General features: G+C 63.2%; 18 protein-coding genes. 7 read left to right on the top strand and 11 right to left on the bottom strand.

From position 1 onward, the window contains the following. Window positions 1-31: 31 nt before the first annotated feature. A complete protein-coding gene (locus tag QCE79_RS19090) occupies window positions 32-988 on the top strand; it encodes a zinc-binding alcohol dehydrogenase family protein (RefSeq protein WP_250527608.1) in 957 nt (318 codons plus the stop codon). 25 nt (window positions 989-1,013) lie between these two features. Here QCE79_RS19090 and QCE79_RS19085 read toward each other — a convergent pair whose 3' ends face one another. Continuing rightward, window positions 1,014-1,979, bottom strand: coding sequence for a helix-turn-helix domain-containing protein (locus tag QCE79_RS19085; protein ID WP_309846919.1), 966 nt, complete (start codon window positions 1,977-1,979; stop codon window positions 1,014-1,016). A 109-nt stretch (window positions 1,980-2,088) separates the two neighbouring features. On the opposite strand from QCE79_RS19085, the gene QCE79_RS19080 reads away from it, so the two are divergent. Beyond that, complete coding sequence (locus QCE79_RS19080) at window positions 2,089-2,382, top strand: hypothetical protein (protein ID WP_250469237.1); 294 nt, start codon at window positions 2,089-2,091, stop codon at window positions 2,380-2,382. A gap of 70 nt (window positions 2,383-2,452) precedes the next feature. On the opposite strand, the gene QCE79_RS19075 is transcribed toward QCE79_RS19080, so the two are convergent. The 9 genes from QCE79_RS19075 to QCE79_RS19035 form a co-directional block, all read right to left on the bottom strand. Continuing rightward, complete coding sequence (locus QCE79_RS19075; RefSeq protein WP_250469236.1) at window positions 2,453-3,475, bottom strand: ABC transporter substrate-binding protein; 1,023 nt, start codon at window positions 3,473-3,475, stop codon at window positions 2,453-2,455. Window positions 3,476-3,501: 26 nt separating this feature from the next. Next, window positions 3,502-4,410: an SMP-30/gluconolactonase/LRE family protein gene (locus QCE79_RS19070; RefSeq protein ID WP_309846916.1), complete on the bottom strand. Its 909-nt coding sequence runs from the start codon at window positions 4,408-4,410 to the stop codon at window positions 3,502-3,504. A gap of 26 nt (window positions 4,411-4,436) precedes the next feature. After that, entirely contained in the window at window positions 4,437-5,408 is a 972-nt protein-coding gene (locus QCE79_RS19065) for an ABC transporter permease (RefSeq protein WP_250469234.1), read from the bottom strand. Continuing rightward, window positions 5,405-6,367, bottom strand: coding sequence for an ABC transporter permease (locus tag QCE79_RS19060; protein WP_250469233.1), 963 nt, complete (start codon window positions 6,365-6,367; stop codon window positions 5,405-5,407). Before QCE79_RS19060 ends, QCE79_RS19065 begins: the two co-directional genes overlap by 4 nt. Continuing rightward, window positions 6,364-7,860 carry a sugar ABC transporter ATP-binding protein gene (locus tag QCE79_RS19055; protein WP_309846912.1) on the bottom strand — a complete coding sequence of 499 codons (1,497 nt, stop codon included), beginning with the start codon at window positions 7,858-7,860 and terminating at the stop codon, window positions 6,364-6,366. Before QCE79_RS19055 ends, QCE79_RS19060 begins: the two co-directional genes overlap by 4 nt. A 61-nt stretch (window positions 7,861-7,921) precedes the next feature. Then, window positions 7,922-8,950 (bottom strand): ABC transporter substrate-binding protein, encoded by a 1,029-nt coding sequence (locus QCE79_RS19050; RefSeq protein WP_244830909.1) that lies wholly within the window; start codon window positions 8,948-8,950, stop codon window positions 7,922-7,924. Between the two features lie 416 nt (window positions 8,951-9,366). After that, window positions 9,367-10,134: an amino acid ABC transporter permease gene (locus QCE79_RS19045; RefSeq protein ID WP_309846909.1), complete on the bottom strand. Its 768-nt coding sequence runs from the start codon at window positions 10,132-10,134 to the stop codon at window positions 9,367-9,369. Further along, a complete protein-coding gene (locus QCE79_RS19040; RefSeq protein ID WP_404989385.1) occupies window positions 10,121-10,894 on the bottom strand; it encodes an ABC transporter permease subunit in 774 nt (257 codons plus the stop codon). Before QCE79_RS19040 ends, QCE79_RS19045 begins: the two co-directional genes overlap by 14 nt. Continuing rightward, window positions 10,864-11,724, bottom strand: coding sequence for a transporter substrate-binding domain-containing protein (locus tag QCE79_RS19035; RefSeq protein WP_309846906.1), 861 nt, complete (start codon window positions 11,722-11,724; stop codon window positions 10,864-10,866). Before QCE79_RS19035 ends, QCE79_RS19040 begins: the two co-directional genes overlap by 31 nt. A gap of 234 nt (window positions 11,725-11,958) precedes the next feature. Between QCE79_RS19035 and QCE79_RS19030 the strand changes: the two genes are divergently transcribed. From QCE79_RS19030 to QCE79_RS19015, 4 genes are read left to right on the top strand one after another with little or no spacing between them, the layout of a single operon-like run. After that, entirely contained in the window at window positions 11,959-12,804 is an 846-nt protein-coding gene (locus QCE79_RS19030) for an amino acid ABC transporter ATP-binding protein (protein WP_284509448.1), read from the top strand. Then, window positions 12,798-13,409 (top strand): cysteine dioxygenase, encoded by a 612-nt coding sequence (locus tag QCE79_RS19025; RefSeq protein ID WP_404989404.1) that lies wholly within the window; start codon window positions 12,798-12,800, stop codon window positions 13,407-13,409. Before QCE79_RS19030 ends, QCE79_RS19025 begins: the two co-directional genes overlap by 7 nt. After that, window positions 13,409-14,599, top strand: coding sequence for a cystathionine beta-lyase (metC, locus tag QCE79_RS19020; RefSeq protein WP_309846902.1), 1,191 nt, complete (start codon window positions 13,409-13,411; stop codon window positions 14,597-14,599). The genes QCE79_RS19025 and metC overlap by 1 nt, the downstream gene beginning before the upstream one ends. A gap of 6 nt (window positions 14,600-14,605) precedes the next feature. Continuing rightward, window positions 14,606-16,237: a rhodanese-like domain-containing protein gene (locus QCE79_RS19015; RefSeq protein ID WP_309846899.1), complete on the top strand. Its 1,632-nt coding sequence runs from the start codon at window positions 14,606-14,608 to the stop codon at window positions 16,235-16,237. A 38-nt stretch (window positions 16,238-16,275) separates the two neighbouring features. Here QCE79_RS19015 and QCE79_RS19010 read toward each other — a convergent pair whose 3' ends face one another. Then, window positions 16,276-17,721, bottom strand: a complete 1,446-nt coding sequence (locus tag QCE79_RS19010; protein WP_309846897.1) for an NAD(P)/FAD-dependent oxidoreductase — start codon at window positions 17,719-17,721, stop codon at window positions 16,276-16,278. Between the two features lie 194 nt (window positions 17,722-17,915). On the opposite strand from QCE79_RS19010, the gene QCE79_RS19005 reads away from it, so the two are divergent. Further along, window positions 17,916-19,523, top strand: a complete 1,608-nt coding sequence (locus QCE79_RS19005; RefSeq protein ID WP_309846896.1) for a rhodanese-like domain-containing protein — start codon at window positions 17,916-17,918, stop codon at window positions 19,521-19,523. The last annotated feature ends 212 nt before the right edge of the window (window positions 19,524-19,735 follow it).

Genomic DNA, 19,735 nt, shown 5'->3' with positions numbered 1-19,735 from the left:
CTAGACTGGATGCATTCGTCACGGAGGCACTATGAAAGCCGCAATCGTCAACGCAGCAGGACAACAACCGTTCTACGGCGACTTCGCCGAACCCGTCGCAACGCCGGAACACCACATCGTTCAGGTCAGTGCCGCCGCGCTCAGTCAGCTCGCCCGCGCCAAGGCGTTGGGACAGCATTACTCGTCGGGCAAGCTGTATCCGTTCGTCGCGGGCGTGGACGGCGTCGGGCGTCTGGATGACGGCACGCGCGTCTATTTCTTCAATCCGTCTGCGCCCTTCGGCGCGATGGCCGAACGCACGCTCGTGCCGCAACCACGCTGCGCGCCGCTGCCCAATGCAATCGATGATGTGACCGCCGCTGCCATCGCCATTCCCGGCATGTCGTCGTGGGCCGCGCTTACCGAGCGTGCACGCTTCGTCGCGGGCGAGACCGTGTGGATCAACGGTGCGACGGGCACGTCCGGACAACTCGCGGTGCAGATAGCGAAGCATCTCGGTGCGGGCAAGATCATCGCGACAGGACGCAACGCGGCGGTGCTCGACGCGCTGCGCGAAGCCGGCGCCGATGTCACGATCGCCCTTGATGAAAACGAGGATGCGATGTCGCGTGCTTTCGAAGCGCAGTTCGCGGAAGGCGTCGATATCGTGCTCGACTATCTCTGGGGTCCTGGTGCGCGTGCCTTGTTGATCGCCGCCGCGAAAGCATTGGACGATGGCCGTGTCTTGCGCTTCATACAGATCGGCTCGATTGGCGGCGCCGAGATCGGCTTGCCGGGCGCCGTGCTGCGTTCCACTGCAATCACGTTGATGGGCAGCGGGATCGGCAGCGTTGCACTGCCGCGCTTGCTCGAATGCGTGAAGGCGGTACTGAACGCGGCTGCATCGGGAGCATTACGTGTCGATGCAAAAGCGGTGCCGCTCTCGCAGTTGAGCGAGCACTGGGACGGCAACGACAACAAACAGCGCACGGTGTTCGCCATGCGTTGAAGTTTAAAGTCCCGGCGCACCGCTCTCAGCGCAAGTCCGCGCGAAGGTCTCGCACACCGCGTCCCAGGCGTTGACGCAAGAGCGTGCGCAGGGTTGCGCCATCGACATAACCGACTTCGGCCGCGATAGCTTCGAGGTCGAGACCGCTGCCATGCAAAAGCGCCTGCGCGCGTTCCACCCGCAGATCCTGAAAGTACGCGAGCGGAGACTTGCCGAGCACGTCCTGACACCGGCGTTGCAGCGAACGCGTGCTCGTCGCGAGCGCGCTGGCGGCCTCCTGAAGCGAGAAGCCTGACTTGAGGTGCTCTCGCGACCATCGCTCGAAACGCAGAATGAGCGGATCGGCTTGCGCCAGATGATTGGGGATCATGTAAGGCGCTTGGGAGGAGCGAAGGTCCGCAAGCAGATAACGCGACACCAGATTCGAGAGTTCCGGGCTTGCCTTGCGGATCAGCCACAACGCCAGATCGAGATGTCCCAGTGCCGCGCCGGCCGTCACGCCCACATCGGTCGGCACGAGCATGCGCGATTCGTCGAGCAGCACATGCGGATAGCGCTGCCGGAAAAACGGACCGAGCCACCAGGTCGTCGTCGCTTCGCGATGATCGAGCAGCCCGGTTTCCGCCAGCAGAAACGTGCCGATGCACGACGCTGCGATAAGCGCGCCCTCGTCGTGCCATTGCAGCAGTTGCGCTTTGGCCTTTCTCACATCCGGCCGTTCGAGCGCGGGAACGAGCAACTCGGGCGTGCCGGTGCTCAATGCCGGCACGATCACCCAATCGGGCTTCAGGTCGGCTGCAACCGGCCGAACCGGAATGCCGAATCCCTGCGCCGAGCGGAACTTCTTGCGCACGCCGACCAGCGAAACATCGAACCGAGGCGCACCGCCCGTGGCCTGAGCGGAGAACTTGTTGGCGAGCGTGAACGCATCGAGCAGGACCGTGAGCCCGGTATCGAACAGGCCTTCCAAAGCGACGATTGAAATTCGCATGGCGTAAACGCCCTCAAAGTTGGCATTTGCGACGATACCGGTTTTTGCGCCCTAAGACTACAGTGAGCTCCGTTGTACATCGCAACGCAGTCAAGGAAGGAGTTCACCCATGAAGGTATTCGCAGTTGGATCCATCACCAATCCGCCCACACCGGAGCAGCAGCAACGGATCATGCCGAAGGAGGTTCCGCATACGCTGCAACTTTATCTCGATGGCAAGATCGAGCAATTCTGGTTCCGTCAGGACCGTCCGGGCGTGATGTTTCTGATGGACGTCGAATCGGTCGACGCGGCCCGAGCGGAAGTCGGCGCGCTGCCGCTGACCGAAGGCGGTTTCATGACTTTCGACCTGATTCCCGTGGGTCCGCTCGCGCCGCTTGGGCGGTTGATTCAGAAGGGCTGATCAGGCGCGTCATGAAAGTCGAAGGGCGGCCATTCATCGGCCGCCCTTCGACACGCTACTTCGCAAACGTCTACTTCTTTCCGTCGATCACCGCGACAACCTCATCCCGCGTGTATTCCTTGTTAGCCAGCGCGCCCGTTGGCGTCTTGGCCAACACCGCGTCCAGTTCTTCAGGCTTCACTTCGAGCACCGGCATGCGGATATCGTGCGGAATCTTCTTCCCGGCCAGCACCTGCTGCGTGACCCAGAACGCAAACGACGAAGCCCCCGGCGGAATGGTCACCGACATGGTCTCGTAGCCGGTCTTCTTCTGCTCCGCCCACCACGCCAGTTCTTCCTGCCGGTTGCCGAGGATGATGATAGGCGTCGGCCGGCCCGCTGCCTTGATGGCCTGCGCCGTACCGAAGCCATCGCCGCCTTGCGTGACCACGCCATCGATCTGCGGCAGGGTCGGCAAGATACCCGCAACCTGCTTCTGCGCCACGGTTTGCGTCCAGTCGCCATGCACCGAACCGACGATCTTCAGGCCCGGATACTTCTTGAGCTGATCGACGATACCCTGATGAATCTCGTCATCCACGGAAACGCCCGCGAGCCCGCGAATTTCCAGCAAGTTGCCCTTGCCGTTCAGACGCTTCGCCAGATAATCCACCTGCATGCGCCCCATGCCCTGAAAATCCACGGCGATGCGATACGCGCACGGTTCGGTCGCGATGCCGTCGAACGACACGACCGTCACGCCCGCGCCGCACGCCTGCTTGATGACGCCATTGAGCGCGGAGGGCGAGACGGCATCGACGGCAATGGCCTTGAAGCCCTGCAATATGAGATTCTGAATCTGCTGGACCTGTTCGGTCGCCTGACTCTCGGCGGTCGTAAAGGTGGGTGCGGCCGCGACGACCTTTTGCTTTACAGCCGGGTCCGCCACGTTCGACCAGCTCTTCAACATCTGCTGACGCCAGCTATTGCCCGCGTAGTTGTTCGAAAGCGCGATCTTGAGCGACGAAGTATCGCCCGTCGCAACTTGCGCCGATGCGCTTGCCGACAACGCCACGAAGCAGGCGCCGGCAAGAAACGACAATACTGTTTTCACGTTGTTGTCTCCTTGTAGATGTGTCTTTATCGTCCGACGCCACGCACGCTCACGGCCACGGAATAGAGTGAAGAAGTCGCCGCGATGAACAAGCGATCGCGATTCAACCCGCCGAAGGTCAGGTTCGCCACCACTTCGGGAATGAGTATCTTGCCGAGCAACGTGCCGTCCGGCGCATAACAGTGCACGCCGTCTTCCGCGCTCGTCCAGACATTGCCATGTTCGTCCAGACGCAAGCCATCCGGCACGCCGCTTGGCATGTCCACGAACACGCGGCTATTGCGCAGCGCGCCGTCCTTCGCGACATCGAACACGCGGATTTGACGCGGCGCGGTGTCGTCGTGCGATGCCGCCGAATCGGCGATGTACAGCAATGACTCGTCCGGCGAGAACGCAAGACCGTTCGGCTTGACGAAGTCATCGCAAACCAGGCGCACGTGCGTGTCGTCGGGGGAGACGCAATACACGTTGCATCGGCCGATCTCGCTTGGCGCACGATGCCCTTCGTAATCGCTCATGATCCCGTAATCGGGGTCCGTGAACCAGATCGCGCCGTGTGAATCGACCACGACGTCGTTCGGTGAATTGAGCCGCTTGCCTTCGTATTCCGATGCAATCACGACGATGCTGCCATCGTGCTCCGTGCGCGTCACGCGGCGCGCGCCATGCTCGCAACTCACGAGCCGCCCTTCGCGGTCGCGCGTATTGCCGTTGCTGTAATTCGACGGCGCGCGATACACGCCCACGCCCATGCCCGGCGCCCAGCGCAACATGCGGTTGTTGGGAATGTCGCTCCAGATGAGCATGTCCGCCGCCGGAAAATACACCGGACCCTCGGCCCACAGACAATCGCCCGTGATCTTCTGCAGTGGCGCATTGCCCTGCATCAGCCACTTGAAACGCGCGTCGTGAATCTCGAACTCTCCTGACTTCATGTGTCTCCTCCTTTTTTGAATCCGTTTCAGCGCACCACCTTGCCGCCCGCGGCCACCGTCACCGCGATGATGAGCACGCCATACACGATGGAGCGCACGCCCGCATCCGCACCTACCGCGTTGAGCACGGCATTCGTGAGAAAGAGGAACATGGATGCGCCCCACACGCCCGTGATGGTCGGCTTGCCGCCTGTCACGAGCGTGCCGCCGATCACGACCACCGCAATCGATATGAGCATGTACTCCACGCCCATGTCGAGCGATGCGCCGCCCGATACCGAAGCGAGCAGCAAGGCCGTGAGCGCGGCGATCATCGAAGAAAGCACGTACGCGATGCAGCGCGTGCGATGCACGTTCACGCCCGCAAGCCATGCCGCGCGCGAGTTCTGACCGATAGCGGAAAGCTGGCGCCCATACACCGCGCGATGCAAGAGCACGCCCAGCACGAGGGATAGAACCAGCGCCACGAGCGCGATATACGGCACGTTGAGGAAGCGTCCTGTCGCAAAGGCTCCGAGCGCGGGAGGCGGCGGCGGCAGTTGCCGTCCTTGCGTGATGGCGACCGACTGAATGATGAAGCTCGACGACAGCGTGGCGATGATCGGCGGAATGCGCAGCAAGCGAATCAATGCGTAATTCACGAGGCCGATCACGATCCCCACGCCCAGCACCGCCGCGATGCCGAGTGCAATGCCGCCGTTCGTGCCACCCATCACGTGCATGCCGACGACGCCCGCAAGCGCTATCGTCGATGGCACCGACAAGTCGATATTGCCCACGCCCGACGTGATGACGAGCATCTGCCCGAGCCCGACGAGCACCATGAAGACGCCGTAAGTGAGCGCGGTCTGCGCGACATTGCTCGCAATGCCGAAGCCGAAGATCACGACGATGGCGAACCACACCAGCACCGCGCCGACGAACGACCAGGCCCAGGGCGCCTGAATGCTCTTGAGGCGCGTCCAGGTGCTTCCATTCTTGTCCGCGAGTGTGTTCATCGGCGCTCTCCACGTTGCAGCAGCACGCGCAACGAAAGCACGACGATGAGAATCGCGCCTTGCATGCCGACCTGCCAGTCCGACGAAATGTTGAGGAACGCGAGGAACGATGCCGCGAGCGTCAGCGTGATCGCACCCAGCACCGCGCCGATCACCGACACGCGTCCACCGACGAATTCGCCGCCGCCGAGGATCACGGCCGCGATGGAAAGTAGCGTGTAACGCAGTGCAAGGTTGGCATCGGCGGAAGTGGTGAGACCGAGCAGCGACAGACCCGACAGCACGCCGAACACGCCCGCTATGCCATACAGTGTCGCCTTGCTGCGCACGAGCGACCAGCCGAAGCGGCGCATTGCGCGCGGATTGCCGCCCGCACCGCGAATGCGCACGCCCGCCGACGAGCGCATGAGCAGCAAGTGACCGATGATCGCGATCAGCACCGACCACACGATAGGCGCGGCGATGAAGGGCGTCTGATAATTCATTGCGTTGCCGAGCCACGTGGGACTCGTCCCGCCAGGCGACGGCAAGAGCACGATTGCAAGGCCGCTCCACACGAACGAAAGCCCGAGCGTGACGACGATAGACGGTATCTGGCGCAACTCGATGAGCGCGCCGACAGCCGCATATGCAAGCACGCAACCGACGAGCGTCAACGCGCCGAGCCACGGCGTCTTCACGAGCAGCGTCGCGCCGATGCACGCGACGAGACTCACGAATGGTCCGATGGAAAGGTCGAGGTCGTTCACGGTGATGATCGCAAGCTGCGCGAGCGTGGCGAGCACGATCGGCACGGCGAGATTCAGCAGCAGGCTGGAACCGAAGTAACTCATCACCGTGGGCTGCATGACGAGAATCGGCACCAACACGGCGACGAGCGAGATGGCGGGAAGCAAGGCGCGCAAACGTGCTTGCGTATTGGATGCGTTGGCGCGGGTGTTACTACTGGCGGGCGTCATGCTGCTTGCTCCTCGAAACTCGCCGCGAGCAGCGCTTCTTCCGTGCATTCGTCCGCATGCAGCACACGCGTGACGTGACTCGAACGGAACACGTAAGTGCGGTCGCAGTGCGACAGTTCCTCGTTTTCGGTCGTGTACCAGATGAACGTGCGGCCTTTCGCGGCTTCCGCATGCACGAGCTGATAGATGTCGCGTTTCGTGCCGACATCGACGCCGCGTGTGGGATCGTCCATCAGGATGAGTTCTGCATTCGATGCAAGCGCGCGGGCAAACAGCACCTTCTGCTGATTGCCGCCCGAGAGCGACAGAATGCCCGCGTTCATCGACGCACCGCGTATGCCGATCTTCGCGCGCCATGCTTCGACCACTTCACGGGCCGCCGCGAGATCGACCAGACCGCGCGCGCGTTTCATGCCGCCCGCAAGCCAGCGCAAGTCCAAATTCTGCGCAATCGACCACACCGGGAACACGCCGTCGCGAGCGCGATCGCCCGCCACGAAAGCGACTCTCGCATTATTCGTCGCGGCTTCGTAGATGGCGAGCAACGCTTCGGTCTGCCCTTGTCCCGCAAGTCCCGCAAAGCCGACGACTTCGCCACGCGCGGCATCGACGGATGTCTCGCGTTTGGCACCCAGCGTCCAGCGAAAATGCCGCTCGTCATTGCGCGCGTTCTGTTCGCGTACCGCGCCCGGCGTCTTGTCGGCTTCGAGGTGCTGCCCCATCGCCTGGATGATCGATTCGCGCTTTGCATCGTCACGGCCCAGCACGCTGACGATACCGCCATCGCGCATGACCATCACGCGGTCCGCCACGCGCTCTATTTCGCCCAACATATGCGTAATGAGTAGACACGTAATGCCGCTTTGCGCCGCCTTGCGCACGAAGGCAAGCAACTGGTCGGCGGTGTGAGCATCGAGCGAAGACGTCGGTTCGTCGAGAATCACAAGACGCACGGGCGCATCCGTCACCGTGAAGCCGCGCGCGATTTCCACCATCTGTTGCTGAGTGAGGGTGAGATCGGAAACGAGCTCATTGCCCTTCAATCCATTGCCGGGAAAAATCTCTTCGAGCTTCTCGCGCATCAACGCCGTGGCGCGACGCCGCCAGCCGCGTCCATGCAATTGCGGGTGCACGACGCACATGTTCTCGGCAACCGTCAGGTTCGCGCATAGCGACAGTTCCTGGAACACGCAGCGCACGCCTGCATCGCGTGCGGAGTTGGCGTCGTAGCCTTCGGCATGCTTGCCGTCCACTTCGATAGTGCCCTGCGTCGGTTCGTACACGCCCGCGAGCACGGCCATCAGTGTGGACTTGCCTGCGCCGTTATGCCCGGCGATACCCACGCACTCGCCTTGCAGGAAGGTGAAATCGACATCGGCCAGCGCGCGCACGCGGCCGAACGTCTTGCCGATGCCTTCGAAGCGAATCAGCGCGGCGCGCTTGCCGGCATGACCGGTGCCGCCGCTGTTACCGGTATCAAAAGTTGCACTCATTCACGTGCTCCATGTGTGGAGAAAGCGGCGCGGCCCTTGCAGGCATGCGCCGCCATGGAGATCACTTCTTGTCGAGCAGCGCGACGGTTTGCGGCAACGTGTAGGTGACATCGCTGATGCCGCCCGGTGGCGTCGCCGCGAGCTTCGCGGGCAATTCCTGTTGCGAGATTTCAAGCAGCGGCACGTTGATGGTCACTTCCTTCGGGATCTTCTTGCCTGCCAGCACTTGCTGCGCGACCCAAAAAGCAAAGCTCACCGCGCCCGGCGGATTCGACAGCGAACGCGACTGATAGCCGGTTTTCGTCTGCTCATTCCACCAGTTGAGTTCGGGATACGTGCTGCCGATAATCATCGGCGGCGTCGGGCGATTGGCTGCCTTGAACGCCTGCGCGATACCGAAGGACATTTCGCCTTCGGTCGCGACGCCATCCACTTGCGGCAGCGTCGGCAAGATACCCGCCACGGCCTTTTGCGCGACCGATTGCGTCCAGTCGCCATACACGGAGCCGACGAGCTTCATGCCCGGATGCTTCTTCATGCCTTCGAGCACGCCTTCATGCATGAGGTTGTCGACCGAGATGCCGGCCACGCCACGCACTTCGAGGATATTGCCCTTGCCGTTGAGACGCTGCGCCAGAAAATCGACGCCCTGTTCCGCCCAGCCCTTGAAATCGAAGTTGACGCGATACGCGCAGGGTTCATCGACGATGCCGTCGAACGACACCACGACCACGCCGGCTGCGCATGCCTTCTTGATGGTGCCGTTGAGCGCGGTGGGCGAGACGGCATCGATCACGATGGCGTTATAGCCTTGCAGGATGAGGTTCTGCACCTGTTGCGCCTGCTCCGTGACCTGATTCTCCGCCGTGGTGAACGCGGGCGCGGCGGCGACCTTCTTGTCCTTGACCGCCTGCTCCGACACGGCGTTCCAGCTCTTCAGCATCGACTGCCGCCAGGCGTTGCCGCCGAAGCTGTTGGACAACGCGATCTTCTTCTGCGAGGTATCGCCGGTTGCGACTTGCGCGTGCGCACCGGTTGCGATGAGGCATGAGGCCAGCGCGAGCGCGGCCGTCTTTCCATTGCGGAACATCCTTGTGTCTCCTTTCATGTCGCCTGCTATCGTTGATTGAATTAGCGTTTTGTCAGGCCGAATGCGTATGGACGATCAGGGCGCGTTCGGCCCTCCCCCTGTGTCGAGAGATAAAGAATGGTACGACTGTTCGAGAAAATTGCGGGCGTTACTTGGGGCGAGGCCGAGGCTTTGAGACGACATCATGATCACACGCCTTTCGTAAGCGCACGGGCGCGAATGCCGGTGCGATGCTTGCCAGGAGTTGCCATTACCTTTGTCTGTCGCGGTCAGGCCAATTGCAGTGGTCAGGCCACTATACCGCCGAGGCAGTATAACGACTGCCTTTGGCTCGCGCAATTCGATTAACGGAACGGGTAAGGAGATGTCTCCGCGAGCGCGGAGCGCGGGCAACGCCGCGCCTGACGAAGATAAGCCTAGCGCGAACGCAAGCGCCGCTCGACCGCGCGGGTCGCGAGCGTCACCGGATAGCAATAAACGAAGAACAACGCGAGCGCGCTCATGTACATGAGCACGGTGAAGCTCGAATGCGCGACCGTCGTGCTGGCGATCTGCGCGGTATCGAGCACGTCGTGAATGCCGACGAGCGATGACAGCGCCGTGCCCATCGTGATGATCGCGTAGACGTTCATCCACGGCGGCAGCATGCGGCGCATGCATTGCGGCAGCACGATCAGCAAGAGAATCTGCCGGCGTGACATGGCGAGCGAACCGGCGGCATCCCATTGCGTGGAGGGAATGGACTGCACCGCGCCGCGAAATACCTCGGCAATATTCGCGCTCGCCGGCAGCGCGAGCGCCGCAACCACCTTGAGCCAGTCGGGAAACGGCACGACATGTCCGCCTAGATCGAACTCGAACGGAAACACATAGGTCGTGAAAAAAATCAGCACGAGCCACGGCGCATTGCGAAACGCCTGCACCCAAAGCCGCGCCGCCCGGCCGACGATACCGCGAGCCAGCGAGAGCGAACCGACGAACACACCCAGCACCGTGCCGAATGTCAACGCGCCGATGCTCACCGCGACATTGATTGCGAAGCCATGCAGCAACGCGGGCAGCCATCGAACGAAATCGGCAAGCAGTTGCGCGCCGGGAATATCGCGCGGCGCCATGAGCCATAGCACGAGCGCGGCCACGGCGATGGTCGCGCCCGCATAGGCGCCGGGTCTATCGCTGACCATAACCGGGCACCGCAAGCCGCCGCTCTATCCAGCGGCCCGACACGTTGACGAGCGCCGTGAGCGCGTAGAAGAACGCGAGTATCAGCAGCATCAACGCGAGTACGTTGTCGCGCTGCGTCCAGATCATGATCGATTGATACGTGATGTCTCCGACCGCGATAGCCGATGCAATCGCCGATGCCTTGACCAGTTCCACCGCATTGTTGACGAGCGCGGGCAGCGCCGCGCGTAACGCCAGCGGCAACTCCACGCGCAAGAAGCGCGTCTTGCGCGAGAAGCCGAGCGAGTCCGCGCCTTCGAGCGTTTCGCGCGGCAAGGCATCGAAACCGGCGCGCAGCGCTTCGGCATGAAACGCGCCCTTGTTGATCGAAAGCACGATCACGACCCACAGAAACGGTTTGAGCGGATTGTCCGCGCCATGCGCCTGCAGATGCTGCGTGATGAGCGTATTGAGCACGAGAAACGCGCAGTACAGTTGCACGATGGTCGGCGTATTGCGCGTGAGTTCGATCACACCGCGCGCAATGCCTTCGAGCAACGCGCTGCTCGAACGCAACGCCACGAGCAAGACCACGCCGACGATTGCGCTGCCGAGCAGCGTCGCCGCAACGATGCCGATCGATAAGCCGATGCCGCTCACGAACGACGCGCGATCGTAGCTATCGAGCAGAAAGCGGTAGTCGAGTCCCGCGTGCTGCGCGCGTGCAATCAACTCGTGCGCGAACGATGTCATTTCGACGACACCTGCGTCGTGTGCCATTGCGCGAGCGCGGGCGATGGCGGGGTGAGACCGTTCTTCGCTTCGACATCGATCAGCCAGCCTGTGCGATGCCAGTCGCGCACGAAGCTATCGATACGTGCGGCCGTGTCCTTTTCGCCCTGCCGCACCCAGATCACCGAAGGCGCGGGCGCGAGTTCGGGCTGCAAGGTTCGATACGCGCGCCACTCGGGATCGCGCTGTTGCAGCGGATAGAGCAGCGGCGCGGCATCGTGAACCGCGGCCACGCAGTTGCCGCCCTTCAGTGCGAGCAAGGACTCGGCCGCGCCGGGAAACGCGCGCGGAATCGCGCCATACTTTTCGACCACGGGTTTGATGTAGCTGCTGCCCTGCGAGATGCAAACCGGTTTGCCGCGCAGATCTTCCCACCGCATGATGCCGCTCGTATTCGCCGTGATCGCCGTGCCGCCCACTTGATAGTAAGGCGTCGCGACATGATCGAGAATCTCGCCGCGCTGCTCGGTGAATTCCATATTGGCGACGAGTATGTCCACCTTGCCCTGCTGCAAGAACTGCACGCGCGTGGAAGGCTGCACTGAAACGAGTTGCGCGTTCACGTTCAGACGCTTCGCAATGTCCTGCGCCAGATCGACATTGAAGCCGCGCAGCTTTTGCGTGGCTGGATCGATGGAACCGAATGGACCGCCTGTGATCATCACGCCCACGACGATCTCATGACGCGAGTCGATGCGATCGAGCGTGGCATCCGCGTGCGCCGTTCCTGCGCTGACGCCTGCGAGAGTCAGCGCGGCGAGGGTCGCGCGCTTGAGCGTGAAAAGAAGAGAAGATTGAAGCGATACGGCAGAAGACATCGGAGCCTCGGCTTGCATGTTCGAATTGCGGGACACGCTAGCGTAGGCACAGCGCCGCGCGCTGCAAACGAATCTGATCTGCTAAGGAAAGCACGCGCCGAGAAAAGCGCCGTTACGCCGCATATAAGGTTGTGAAGATTGCTTCGTTCGGAAAGCATCGCGCCATTCCTACAATGGGCCTCTCACCCAAGAGGTAGCGCCGGAGCGCCGAATGATTCCCCTTCCTAGCCACGCATGATGTCTCTCGTCTACGGGCGCGCCGTCGCCAGACTCGATATGGAACCGCCAGCGGGCCTCGTCACAATGCGCGACGTCCATCTGTCGTATGGGACCACGCCCGTGCTGCGCGGTATCGATCTGAGCGTGAAGCGCAATCAGGCCGTATCGATCATCGGGCCTTCGGGCTCGGGCAAGTCGACGATACTGCGTTGCATCAACGGCCTCATCACGCCCGAGCGTGGCGAAGTGCGCGTAAACGGTGTGGATGTCGCGGCCTTGACGCGCGACGAGCAGAAGATCGAATTGCGCAAGCGCATTGGCTTCGTGTTTCAGCAATACAACCTCTTTCCGCATCTCACCGCGCTCGAGAACCTCACCATCGCGCCCGTCCGCGTACTCGGCACGAGCCGCGCGGAAGCCGAACACACGGCGCGCGCATTGCTTGCCAAGGTGCGTCTCGCCGATAAAGCCCACGCGTATCCCGGCGAACTCTCGGGCGGACAGCAGCAACGCGTGGCCATTGCACGCGCGCTTGCCATGCGGCCCGAACTCATTCTCTTCGACGAAGTGACCTCCGCGCTCGATCCGCAAACGGTCGGCGAAGTGCTGAACGTAATCGGCGAACTCGTGGACGAAGGCCTTACGTGTGTGCTCGTCACGCACGAGATGCGCTTTGCCGAGGACATCAGCGACCGCGTGGTCTTCACCGAAGGCGGCGTGATCGTCGAGGAAGGCACACCCGCACAACTTTTTCATGCGCCGCGCGACGAACGCACGCAGCGCTTTCTCGACAGCGCGGGCACACGCGTGCGGCGCACGCGTTCGCGCTCATCCCTCACGCTAGCATCGAATCAATCGTGACGACACCCTCCATCGCCCCTCACATCACGCAGCGCGTCGATACGCTCGTCGCTCAAACGCATGCCATTCTCGAACGCGATGGGCTCACGCGTAACGCGCTCGCCAACATCGCGGCCGCATTGCAGACACTTGCAGACCAGCCCGAGCTTTTCACGCGCGAAGCCTTTCCTCCGCCCGATCCGGCCAGTGGCGATACGTCGACGCGCTACCGTCTCAATCCGGGCAGCGATGGCATCGCGCTCTATTTGAACTCGCTGTTGCCCGGCAAGGCGACGATCCCGCATAACCACGACACGTGGGCCGTGATCGTCGCGGTGGAAGGCAGCGAGTTGAACCGCGTGTATCGCCGCACGGACGACCGCAACGACGAGGACCGCGCGAGCGTCGAGGTGGACCGCGAAGTGCTGGTCGAACCGGGCACGCCCATCGCTTTCCTGCCCGACGATATCCACAGCATCCACGTGACCGGCGAGCAGCCGACGCTGCACTTCCATCTCTACGGCAGGCCACTCGAAACGCTCACGGGACGTCTCGGTTTCGAAAACGGCAAGATCGTTCGATACAACCAGACGCATCTGCACCATCAGACCCAGGCGGTCGGCTGATGACGGACGAGCGTACCGCGCTCGCCACGCGGCTCATGCACGCGGGTCTCGCTGGCTTCGAGAATGGCGCGGCGCCGGTGAACATGCCTGTGGTACGCACGAGCACCGTGCGCTTTGCCAGCAGCGCCGACTACGAGCGGTTGCACAAACAACGCCACGATGGCGAGGATGTCGCGACTTACGGCCGTCATGGCACGGCGACGCATCGAGCGCTCGAAGCGGTGATCGGCGAACTCGAAGGCGCGGCGCACGCGTTGCTCGCGCCATCGGGTGCATCCGCGATTACGCTGGTGTTCCTGGCGTTGTTGTCGCCGGGCGATCACGTCTTGATTCAGGACAGTGTGTATGGCCCGGTGCGCGAGCGCATCGAGCCTCTGCTTGCGCGGTTCGGCATCGCAGCCACTTACTTTGCCGCGCAAGACGGGCCGCCGCGCCATGCGTTGCGCGCGACGACGCGGCTCGTCTATGTCGAGTCGCCGAGTTCGTTTCTGTATGAGGTCGTCGATCTTCCCGCGTTCGGTGCGTTCGCCCGCGAGCACGGCCTCTTGCTCGCCGCGGACAACACGTATAGCGCCGGCGTTCTGCATCGACCGCTCGAACACGGCGCGCATATCTCCATTCAGGCGACGACGAAGTACATAGGCGGACACTCGGACATCATGCAGGGTGCGGTTGCAACGAACGACCGCGCGCTTGCACTGCGTCTGCGCGATACCCACGATGCTCTCGGCCTGGCTGTCGGCGCGGACGATGCCTATCTGGCGCTGCGTGGCGCGCGCACGCTCGGTGTGCGGCTTGCGCAACATGCGCGGCATGCGCTGGCCATCGCCGAATATTTGCAGACGGAGAGCGCGGTCGCGCGTGTCTATCATCCCGCGTTGCCGGACGATCCGTCACACGCGCTTTGGCGTCGTGATTTTCAAGGCGCGAACGGTCTCGTGTCGTTCGCATTCGCACGCGGCAAGACGCCCGATGCAACCCGCGCCTTCGTCGATGCCCTGCGTCTCTTTTCTCAAGGCGCGTCGTGGGGCGGCTTCGAAAGCCTTGCGCTCATCGCACCTGCATCGCGGCTTCGCGTGCATGGCTATTTCACTGAAGATGCGCCGGTCGTGCGGCTGCACGCGGGTCTCGAAGACCCCGCCGATCTGATCGACGATCTTCGCCGTGCCTTCCGGCTCACCTGTACCTGATCTCCCATGCCTTCATCATTTGACGCCGTGCGCTTTATCGACGCCGAAACGCTACGCCAGTGGCTCAACGACGGCCGCGAACTCGCGCTGCTCGATGTGCGCGAAGCGGGTCAGTTCGGCGAAGGCCATCCATTTTTCGCCGTACCGTTTCCCTTCAGCCGGCTCGAACTCGATGCGCCGCGCCTCCTGCCGCGCGCCGATGTGCGCATCGCGCTATGCGACGATGGCGCCAACGAAGACGCCGTGGCGCGTCGCGCGGCAGCCCGTCTGCAAGGGCTCGGCTACGGCGATATCGCGATCCTGCAAGGCGGCACGGCCGCATGGCGGCAAGCGGGCTATACGCTCTTTCGCGGCGTGAACGTGCCGTCGAAGACCTTCGGCGAACTCGTCGAACACGAATACGGCACGCCGCATGTCGGCGCCGCGCAACTGCAACGCTGGCGCGCCGAACGCGGCGGCTGTCCGATCTCGCTCATCGACTCACGCACGCGCGACGAACATCGCAAGATGGCGATTCCGGGCGCGGTGTGCGTGCCGAACGGCGAACTGGCGGCGCATATCGACGCCTTCGCGGGCTCGCCCGATACGACCATCGTCGTGCATTGCGCGGGGCGCACGCGCAGCATCATCGGCGCGCAGACCTTGCGCAATCTCGGCATCCGTCGCGATGTCTTCGCGCTGGAAAACGGTACGCAAGGATGGGCGCTCGCCGGTCTTGCGCTGGAACACGGCAGCACGCGCAGTTACGCGGACATCATCCCGAGCGCGGCAAGCGCGCACGACGAAGCCAAGGCACGCGAGCGTGCGCAAGCGCTTGCGCGACGCTTCGGCGTGATTGCGCTCGATGAGGCGAACGCGAACCAGTGGCGTCGCGATACCGCACGCACGACCTATCTGCTCGATGTCCGCACGCCGGAGGAATACGCGCGCGATGGTCTGCCCTTCGCCGCCCATGCGCCGGGCGGTCAGCTCGTGCAGGCGACGGATCAGAGCGTGGCAGTGCGTCATGCGCGTCTCTTGTTGATCGACTACGACGGCATCCGCGCGCCGGTCATCGCTCACTGGCTCGTGCAATTGGGCTACGAAGCGGCGACCGTCGACGTGGCCATCGTGTCGAAGTGGAATACGCATGCGCCCGCTGCCGCTGCGCTGGATCGAACCGATCTCCTCGAAGAAGCGCCATCCGCGAACGCAATCGTGCTCGACCTGCGGTCGAGCGCGGCGCATGAGAACGGCCGGCCGGTTGGCGCGCGCTGGACCGTTCGCCCGCGCGTCTTCGATACGTTGACCGCCTTGCATGCGCGTCTCGACACGCCGCTGGTTTTGTTTGCCGATGCAGCGTCGGAAGCATCGGCGCGTCTCGTCGCAGCCGATCTGCGCGAAGCAGGTTTCGCCAATATCGAACTCGCCGCGTTTGGGCTCGATGCGTGGGAGCAACGTGGCTTGCCCGTGGATCGCGATGCCGTGAAGTTGCCGCAAGAGACGCGCATCGACTATCTCTTCTTCGTGCATGACCGTCATGATGGCAACCTCGATTCCGCGCGCGCGTATCTCGCATGGGAGACGGGGCTGATTGCGCAATGCGAGCCGGACGAGCTCGCCGCGTTCAAGGTCGGCCGGGCGGCGGAACTCGTCTGACGCCGCTTCTCCTTACATGACGAAGCGGGTCGCGCGCTTCAGCTAGCCGGCTGTGCATCCGTTTTCTCATGGAGCCGATGCGCGTAGCGCGAGGCGTCGAAATCGGCGGGCACGTCGCCATGCATGCGCGCTTCGTGCACATCGAGGTCTTCGAGAAACAGATCTTCGCTGATGCGCCGGATCACGGCCGGTATGTCGCGCTTCATGCTCGGCACGTCGCCGACGGGCACGCCACGGCTCACGAATGCCGCCGGATTGAACACATGAATGTTCTTCAGAAACGGCGCGCTGCCCGGCGTTTTCTCGAGATATTCCAGTGCATCTCCAAGATACGGATGCGCGCCGAGGGCGTCGTCGCGTTCGTCGGCGGCAGCGTCGTATCGATCGCGCCAGAGCAGAACGTGATCGGCTATCCGCGCAAGCTCGGGCCGTGCATGCAGGTCCACCGCGTAACCCGTGCCGGCGATGACGAAATCGAACGAGAACGTTTCGTCGCCGACTTGCGCCTTCACTTGCTTGCCCGCGGCTTCGGCATGCTGCCAGGGCGCGCCGAGATGCAAATGAAAATTGTCGAAGCGCGCGACGCGATCGATCGCATCGGCGGGCGCGGTCGAACCGGCGCGTCTGAAGCGCAGGGCGAGCTTCCAGCGCGTGGCATCGGGCAGAGCGGGGAAGTTGTCGTAGGCGCCGGGATATGCCTTCGCGCGGCTCACGGGCACCGAAGGCAGCGACGCACGCCGCACGAACAGATGCACGGTGGCCGCGCCCGATTCGAGCGCGGTCGCGGCGGCATCGAAGGCCGAAGCCGCCGAGCCGATCACCGCCACCGACTTGCCGCGCAACGCGTTGAAATCGATCGCGTCGGTGGTGTGAGCAACGTGCGTGGCGGGCAGACCGGCGAGCGGCGGCACGATATTCGGCCGGCCGTTGCCCGCGACGCCATTGCCTAAAATTACCTTGCGCGCGGTTTCCACGCGCGTCTGAGTGCCTTCGTCGGTCCGCACTGAAAGATGCAGCCGGAAATGCGTGCCCAACGGTTCGATCAGCGTCAGGGTCGTGCCGTATCGAATGGGAATGGCGAGAAAGTGCCGGTACCACGCGAGGTATTCGGCCCATTGCTCGCGTCCGATGCGCTCGATATCCGCATACAACGCTTCGCCATGCCGCGCCTCGTGCCACGCCTGAAAGCTCAAACCCGGCAAACCGGCCTCGGGTCCGGCGAGATTTTTCGGCGTGCGCAGGCGATTCATCCGCGCATAGGTTTGCCAGACGCCCGCGCGCGTATCGTCGGGCGCGGCATCGATCACGCTCACCCGGCCGATGCCCGCGCGCCGCAGCCCGAACGCGAATGCCGCGCCCGTCTGGCCGCCGCCGACGATCACGACGTTATGGTCGATGCCCTCGCGGCTCGCGACCCAGTCGTCCGGATCGGGACCGATGAGGCGCAGCGTTTCGCGTGCTTGCTGATCGAAGGCTTGGGTCATGGAACGGGGCATCCTGGGATTGTCGGGATACCGAGTATCGAGCCGCGGATTGGCGGTGCAAACGAAGGAATCATGCTTTTCTAATGAGCACGCCGCGAACCGCGCCCATATCCTTATGCCAATCCGCTATTTCGCTTGCGCCTCGCGCGGTGATAGCCTCGAACGCCTGGAAAACCGAAGGAAGACCGCACGACATGAAGACCTATCCCGTTCGCACCTTCGAGGACGTGCGCGAGCGCTTGCTTGCCCGCCAGGAGATCGCGCTGCTCGACGTGCGTGAAGAAGATCCGCATGCGCAGAGCCATCCGCTGTTCGCAGCCAATTTTTCGTTGACGCGTCTCGAACTCGACGTGCATGCGCGTCTGCCGCGCCGCGATGTGCCGATCGTTCTCTTCGATGCCGGCGAAGGTCTCGCCGTGCGCGCCGCCGACAAGCTCGACGCGCTCGGCTACACGAACATCGCGCTGCTCGCAGGTGGTCTCGATGGCTGGATTCGCGCGGGCGGCGAAGTCTTTCGCGATGTCAACGTGCCGAGCAAGGCCTTCGGCGAGTTCGTCGAAGCGAAGCGTCACACGCCTTCGCTTTCCGCTGAAACGCTCGACGCGCTGCAGAAGAACGGCGACGATCTCGTCGTGCTCGACGCACGCCGCTTCGACGAATATCAGACCATGAACATTCCGGGCAGCGTGAGCGTGCCCGGCGCGGAACTCGTGCTGCGCGCACGCGCGCTCGCGCCCGATCCGGCTACGCGTATCGTCGTGAATTGCGCGGGGCGCACGCGCAGCATCATAGGCGCGCAATCGCTCGTGAATGCAGGGCTGCCGAACAAGGTGGCGGCGCTGCGCAATGGGACCATCGGCTGGACGCTCGCGGGGCAGACGCTGGAACACGGCAGCAAGCGCCGTTTCGAGGATGACACGGGACGCGCGCCTCGCGATCTGCAAGCGTCACGGCAGGCCGCGTTTGCCCTTGCGCAACGTGCAGGCGTTCGACGTTCCTCGCTCGATGAAGCCGCGCGCTGGGCGCGCGATACGTCGCGCACGACGTATCGTTTCGATGTACGCACGCCAACCGAATACGAAGCCGCGCACGCGCCCGGTTTTCAGAGCGCGCCGGGCGGTCAGCTCGTGCAGGAAACGGAGATGTTCGCGCCGGTGCGCGGCGCACGCGTCGTGCTCTTCGACGATGACGGCGTGCGCGCCAACATGACCGCCTCATGGCTCGCGCAGATGAACGTCGAAGCGTATGTCGTCGATGAAGCCGGCCCCGATGCGTTGACCGAGAGCGGCCCGTGGCGTCCCGAACGGCCCGCGCCCGCTCCCGTGCCGACCATCGCGCCGAAGGAATTGTCGGCTTTACTCGACGATCCCGCGAGCGGCGTCGTGTTGCTCGACGTTGCACCGAGCGCAAACTACGTGAAGGCGCATATCGTCGGCGCGCACTGGATTCTGCGTTCGCGCATCACGCCCGCTCACGACGATCTGCGCGACCTTCCCGATGCGAAGCGCTACGTCGTCACATGCGGCACGAGCGCGCTTGCGCCCTACGCCGCAGCTGAAATCGCGGCGCTCACGAGCAAACCCGTGCATGTGCTCGAAGGCGGCAACGCCGCGTGGGTGCGCGCCGGTTTGCAGACCGAAGGCGGGGAAGCACGGCTTGCGTCGCCACGCATCGACCGGTATCGCCGTCCGTATGAAGGCGTGGGCAATGCGCGCGAAGCCATGCAGGCTTATCTCGACTGGGAATACGGCCTCGTTGCGCAACTGGAGCGCGATGGCACGCATGGGTTCTTCGTGGTGTGATGTCGGGAGAAAGGCGCGTGTTCGGTTCTCATGACGACGCGCCTTTGCGCAATGGCCGCGAACGGTGTTCTATATCAATGTTGGGGTTCCAAGCTGCGTTGGGTTTTGGATCGCGGGGCATGCTCGTGTTCGCTCGATGAACCCGAGCCGAGGTTGGCATGACATCGTCCCGTACGTTCTAATGCGGAAATACGCGAAAAACGTCCAATCCT

The sequence above is a fragment of the Caballeronia sp. LZ003 genome, assembly GCF_031451465.1.
Taxonomy (GTDB): domain Bacteria; phylum Pseudomonadota; class Gammaproteobacteria; order Burkholderiales; family Burkholderiaceae; genus Caballeronia.
The sequence above is the reverse complement of the archived record's forward strand: the minus strand, read 5'-3'. Positions and strand labels throughout refer to the sequence as shown.

Excerpts from the sequence above, each read along its gene's own strand:
- QCE79_RS19090 (WP_250527608.1), top strand. The coding sequence starts at position 32 with ATGAAAGCCGCAATCGTCAACGCAGCAGGACAACAACCGTTCTACGGC.
- QCE79_RS19085 (WP_309846919.1), bottom strand. The coding sequence starts at position 1,979 with ATGCGAATTTCAATCGTCGCTTTGGAAGGCCTGTTCGATACCGGGCTC.
- QCE79_RS19080 (WP_250469237.1), top strand. The coding sequence starts at position 2,089 with ATGAAGGTATTCGCAGTTGGATCCATCACCAATCCGCCCACACCGGAG.
- QCE79_RS19070 (WP_309846916.1), bottom strand. The coding sequence starts at position 4,410 with ATGAAGTCAGGAGAGTTCGAGATTCACGACGCGCGTTTCAAGTGGCTG.
- QCE79_RS19065 (WP_250469234.1), bottom strand. The coding sequence starts at position 5,408 with ATGAACACACTCGCGGACAAGAATGGAAGCACCTGGACGCGCCTCAAG.
- QCE79_RS19060 (WP_250469233.1), bottom strand. The coding sequence starts at position 6,367 with ATGACGCCCGCCAGTAGTAACACCCGCGCCAACGCATCCAATACGCAA.
- QCE79_RS19055 (WP_309846912.1), bottom strand. The coding sequence starts at position 7,860 with ATGAGTGCAACTTTTGATACCGGTAACAGCGGCGGCACCGGTCATGCC.
- QCE79_RS19050 (WP_244830909.1), bottom strand. The coding sequence starts at position 8,950 with ATGTTCCGCAATGGAAAGACGGCCGCGCTCGCGCTGGCCTCATGCCTC.
- QCE79_RS19045 (WP_309846909.1), bottom strand. The coding sequence starts at position 10,134 with ATGGTCAGCGATAGACCCGGCGCCTATGCGGGCGCGACCATCGCCGTG.
- QCE79_RS19040 (WP_404989385.1), bottom strand. The coding sequence starts at position 10,894 with ATGGCACACGACGCAGGTGTCGTCGAAATGACATCGTTCGCGCACGAG.
- QCE79_RS19035 (WP_309846906.1), bottom strand. The coding sequence starts at position 11,724 with ATGTCTTCTGCCGTATCGCTTCAATCTTCTCTTCTTTTCACGCTCAAG.
- QCE79_RS19030 (WP_284509448.1), top strand. The coding sequence starts at position 11,959 with ATGATGTCTCTCGTCTACGGGCGCGCCGTCGCCAGACTCGATATGGAA.
- metC (WP_309846902.1), top strand. The coding sequence starts at position 13,409 with ATGACGGACGAGCGTACCGCGCTCGCCACGCGGCTCATGCACGCGGGT.
- QCE79_RS19015 (WP_309846899.1), top strand. The coding sequence starts at position 14,606 with ATGCCTTCATCATTTGACGCCGTGCGCTTTATCGACGCCGAAACGCTA.
- QCE79_RS19010 (WP_309846897.1), bottom strand. The coding sequence starts at position 17,721 with ATGACCCAAGCCTTCGATCAGCAAGCACGCGAAACGCTGCGCCTCATC.
- QCE79_RS19005 (WP_309846896.1), top strand. The coding sequence starts at position 17,916 with ATGAAGACCTATCCCGTTCGCACCTTCGAGGACGTGCGCGAGCGCTTG.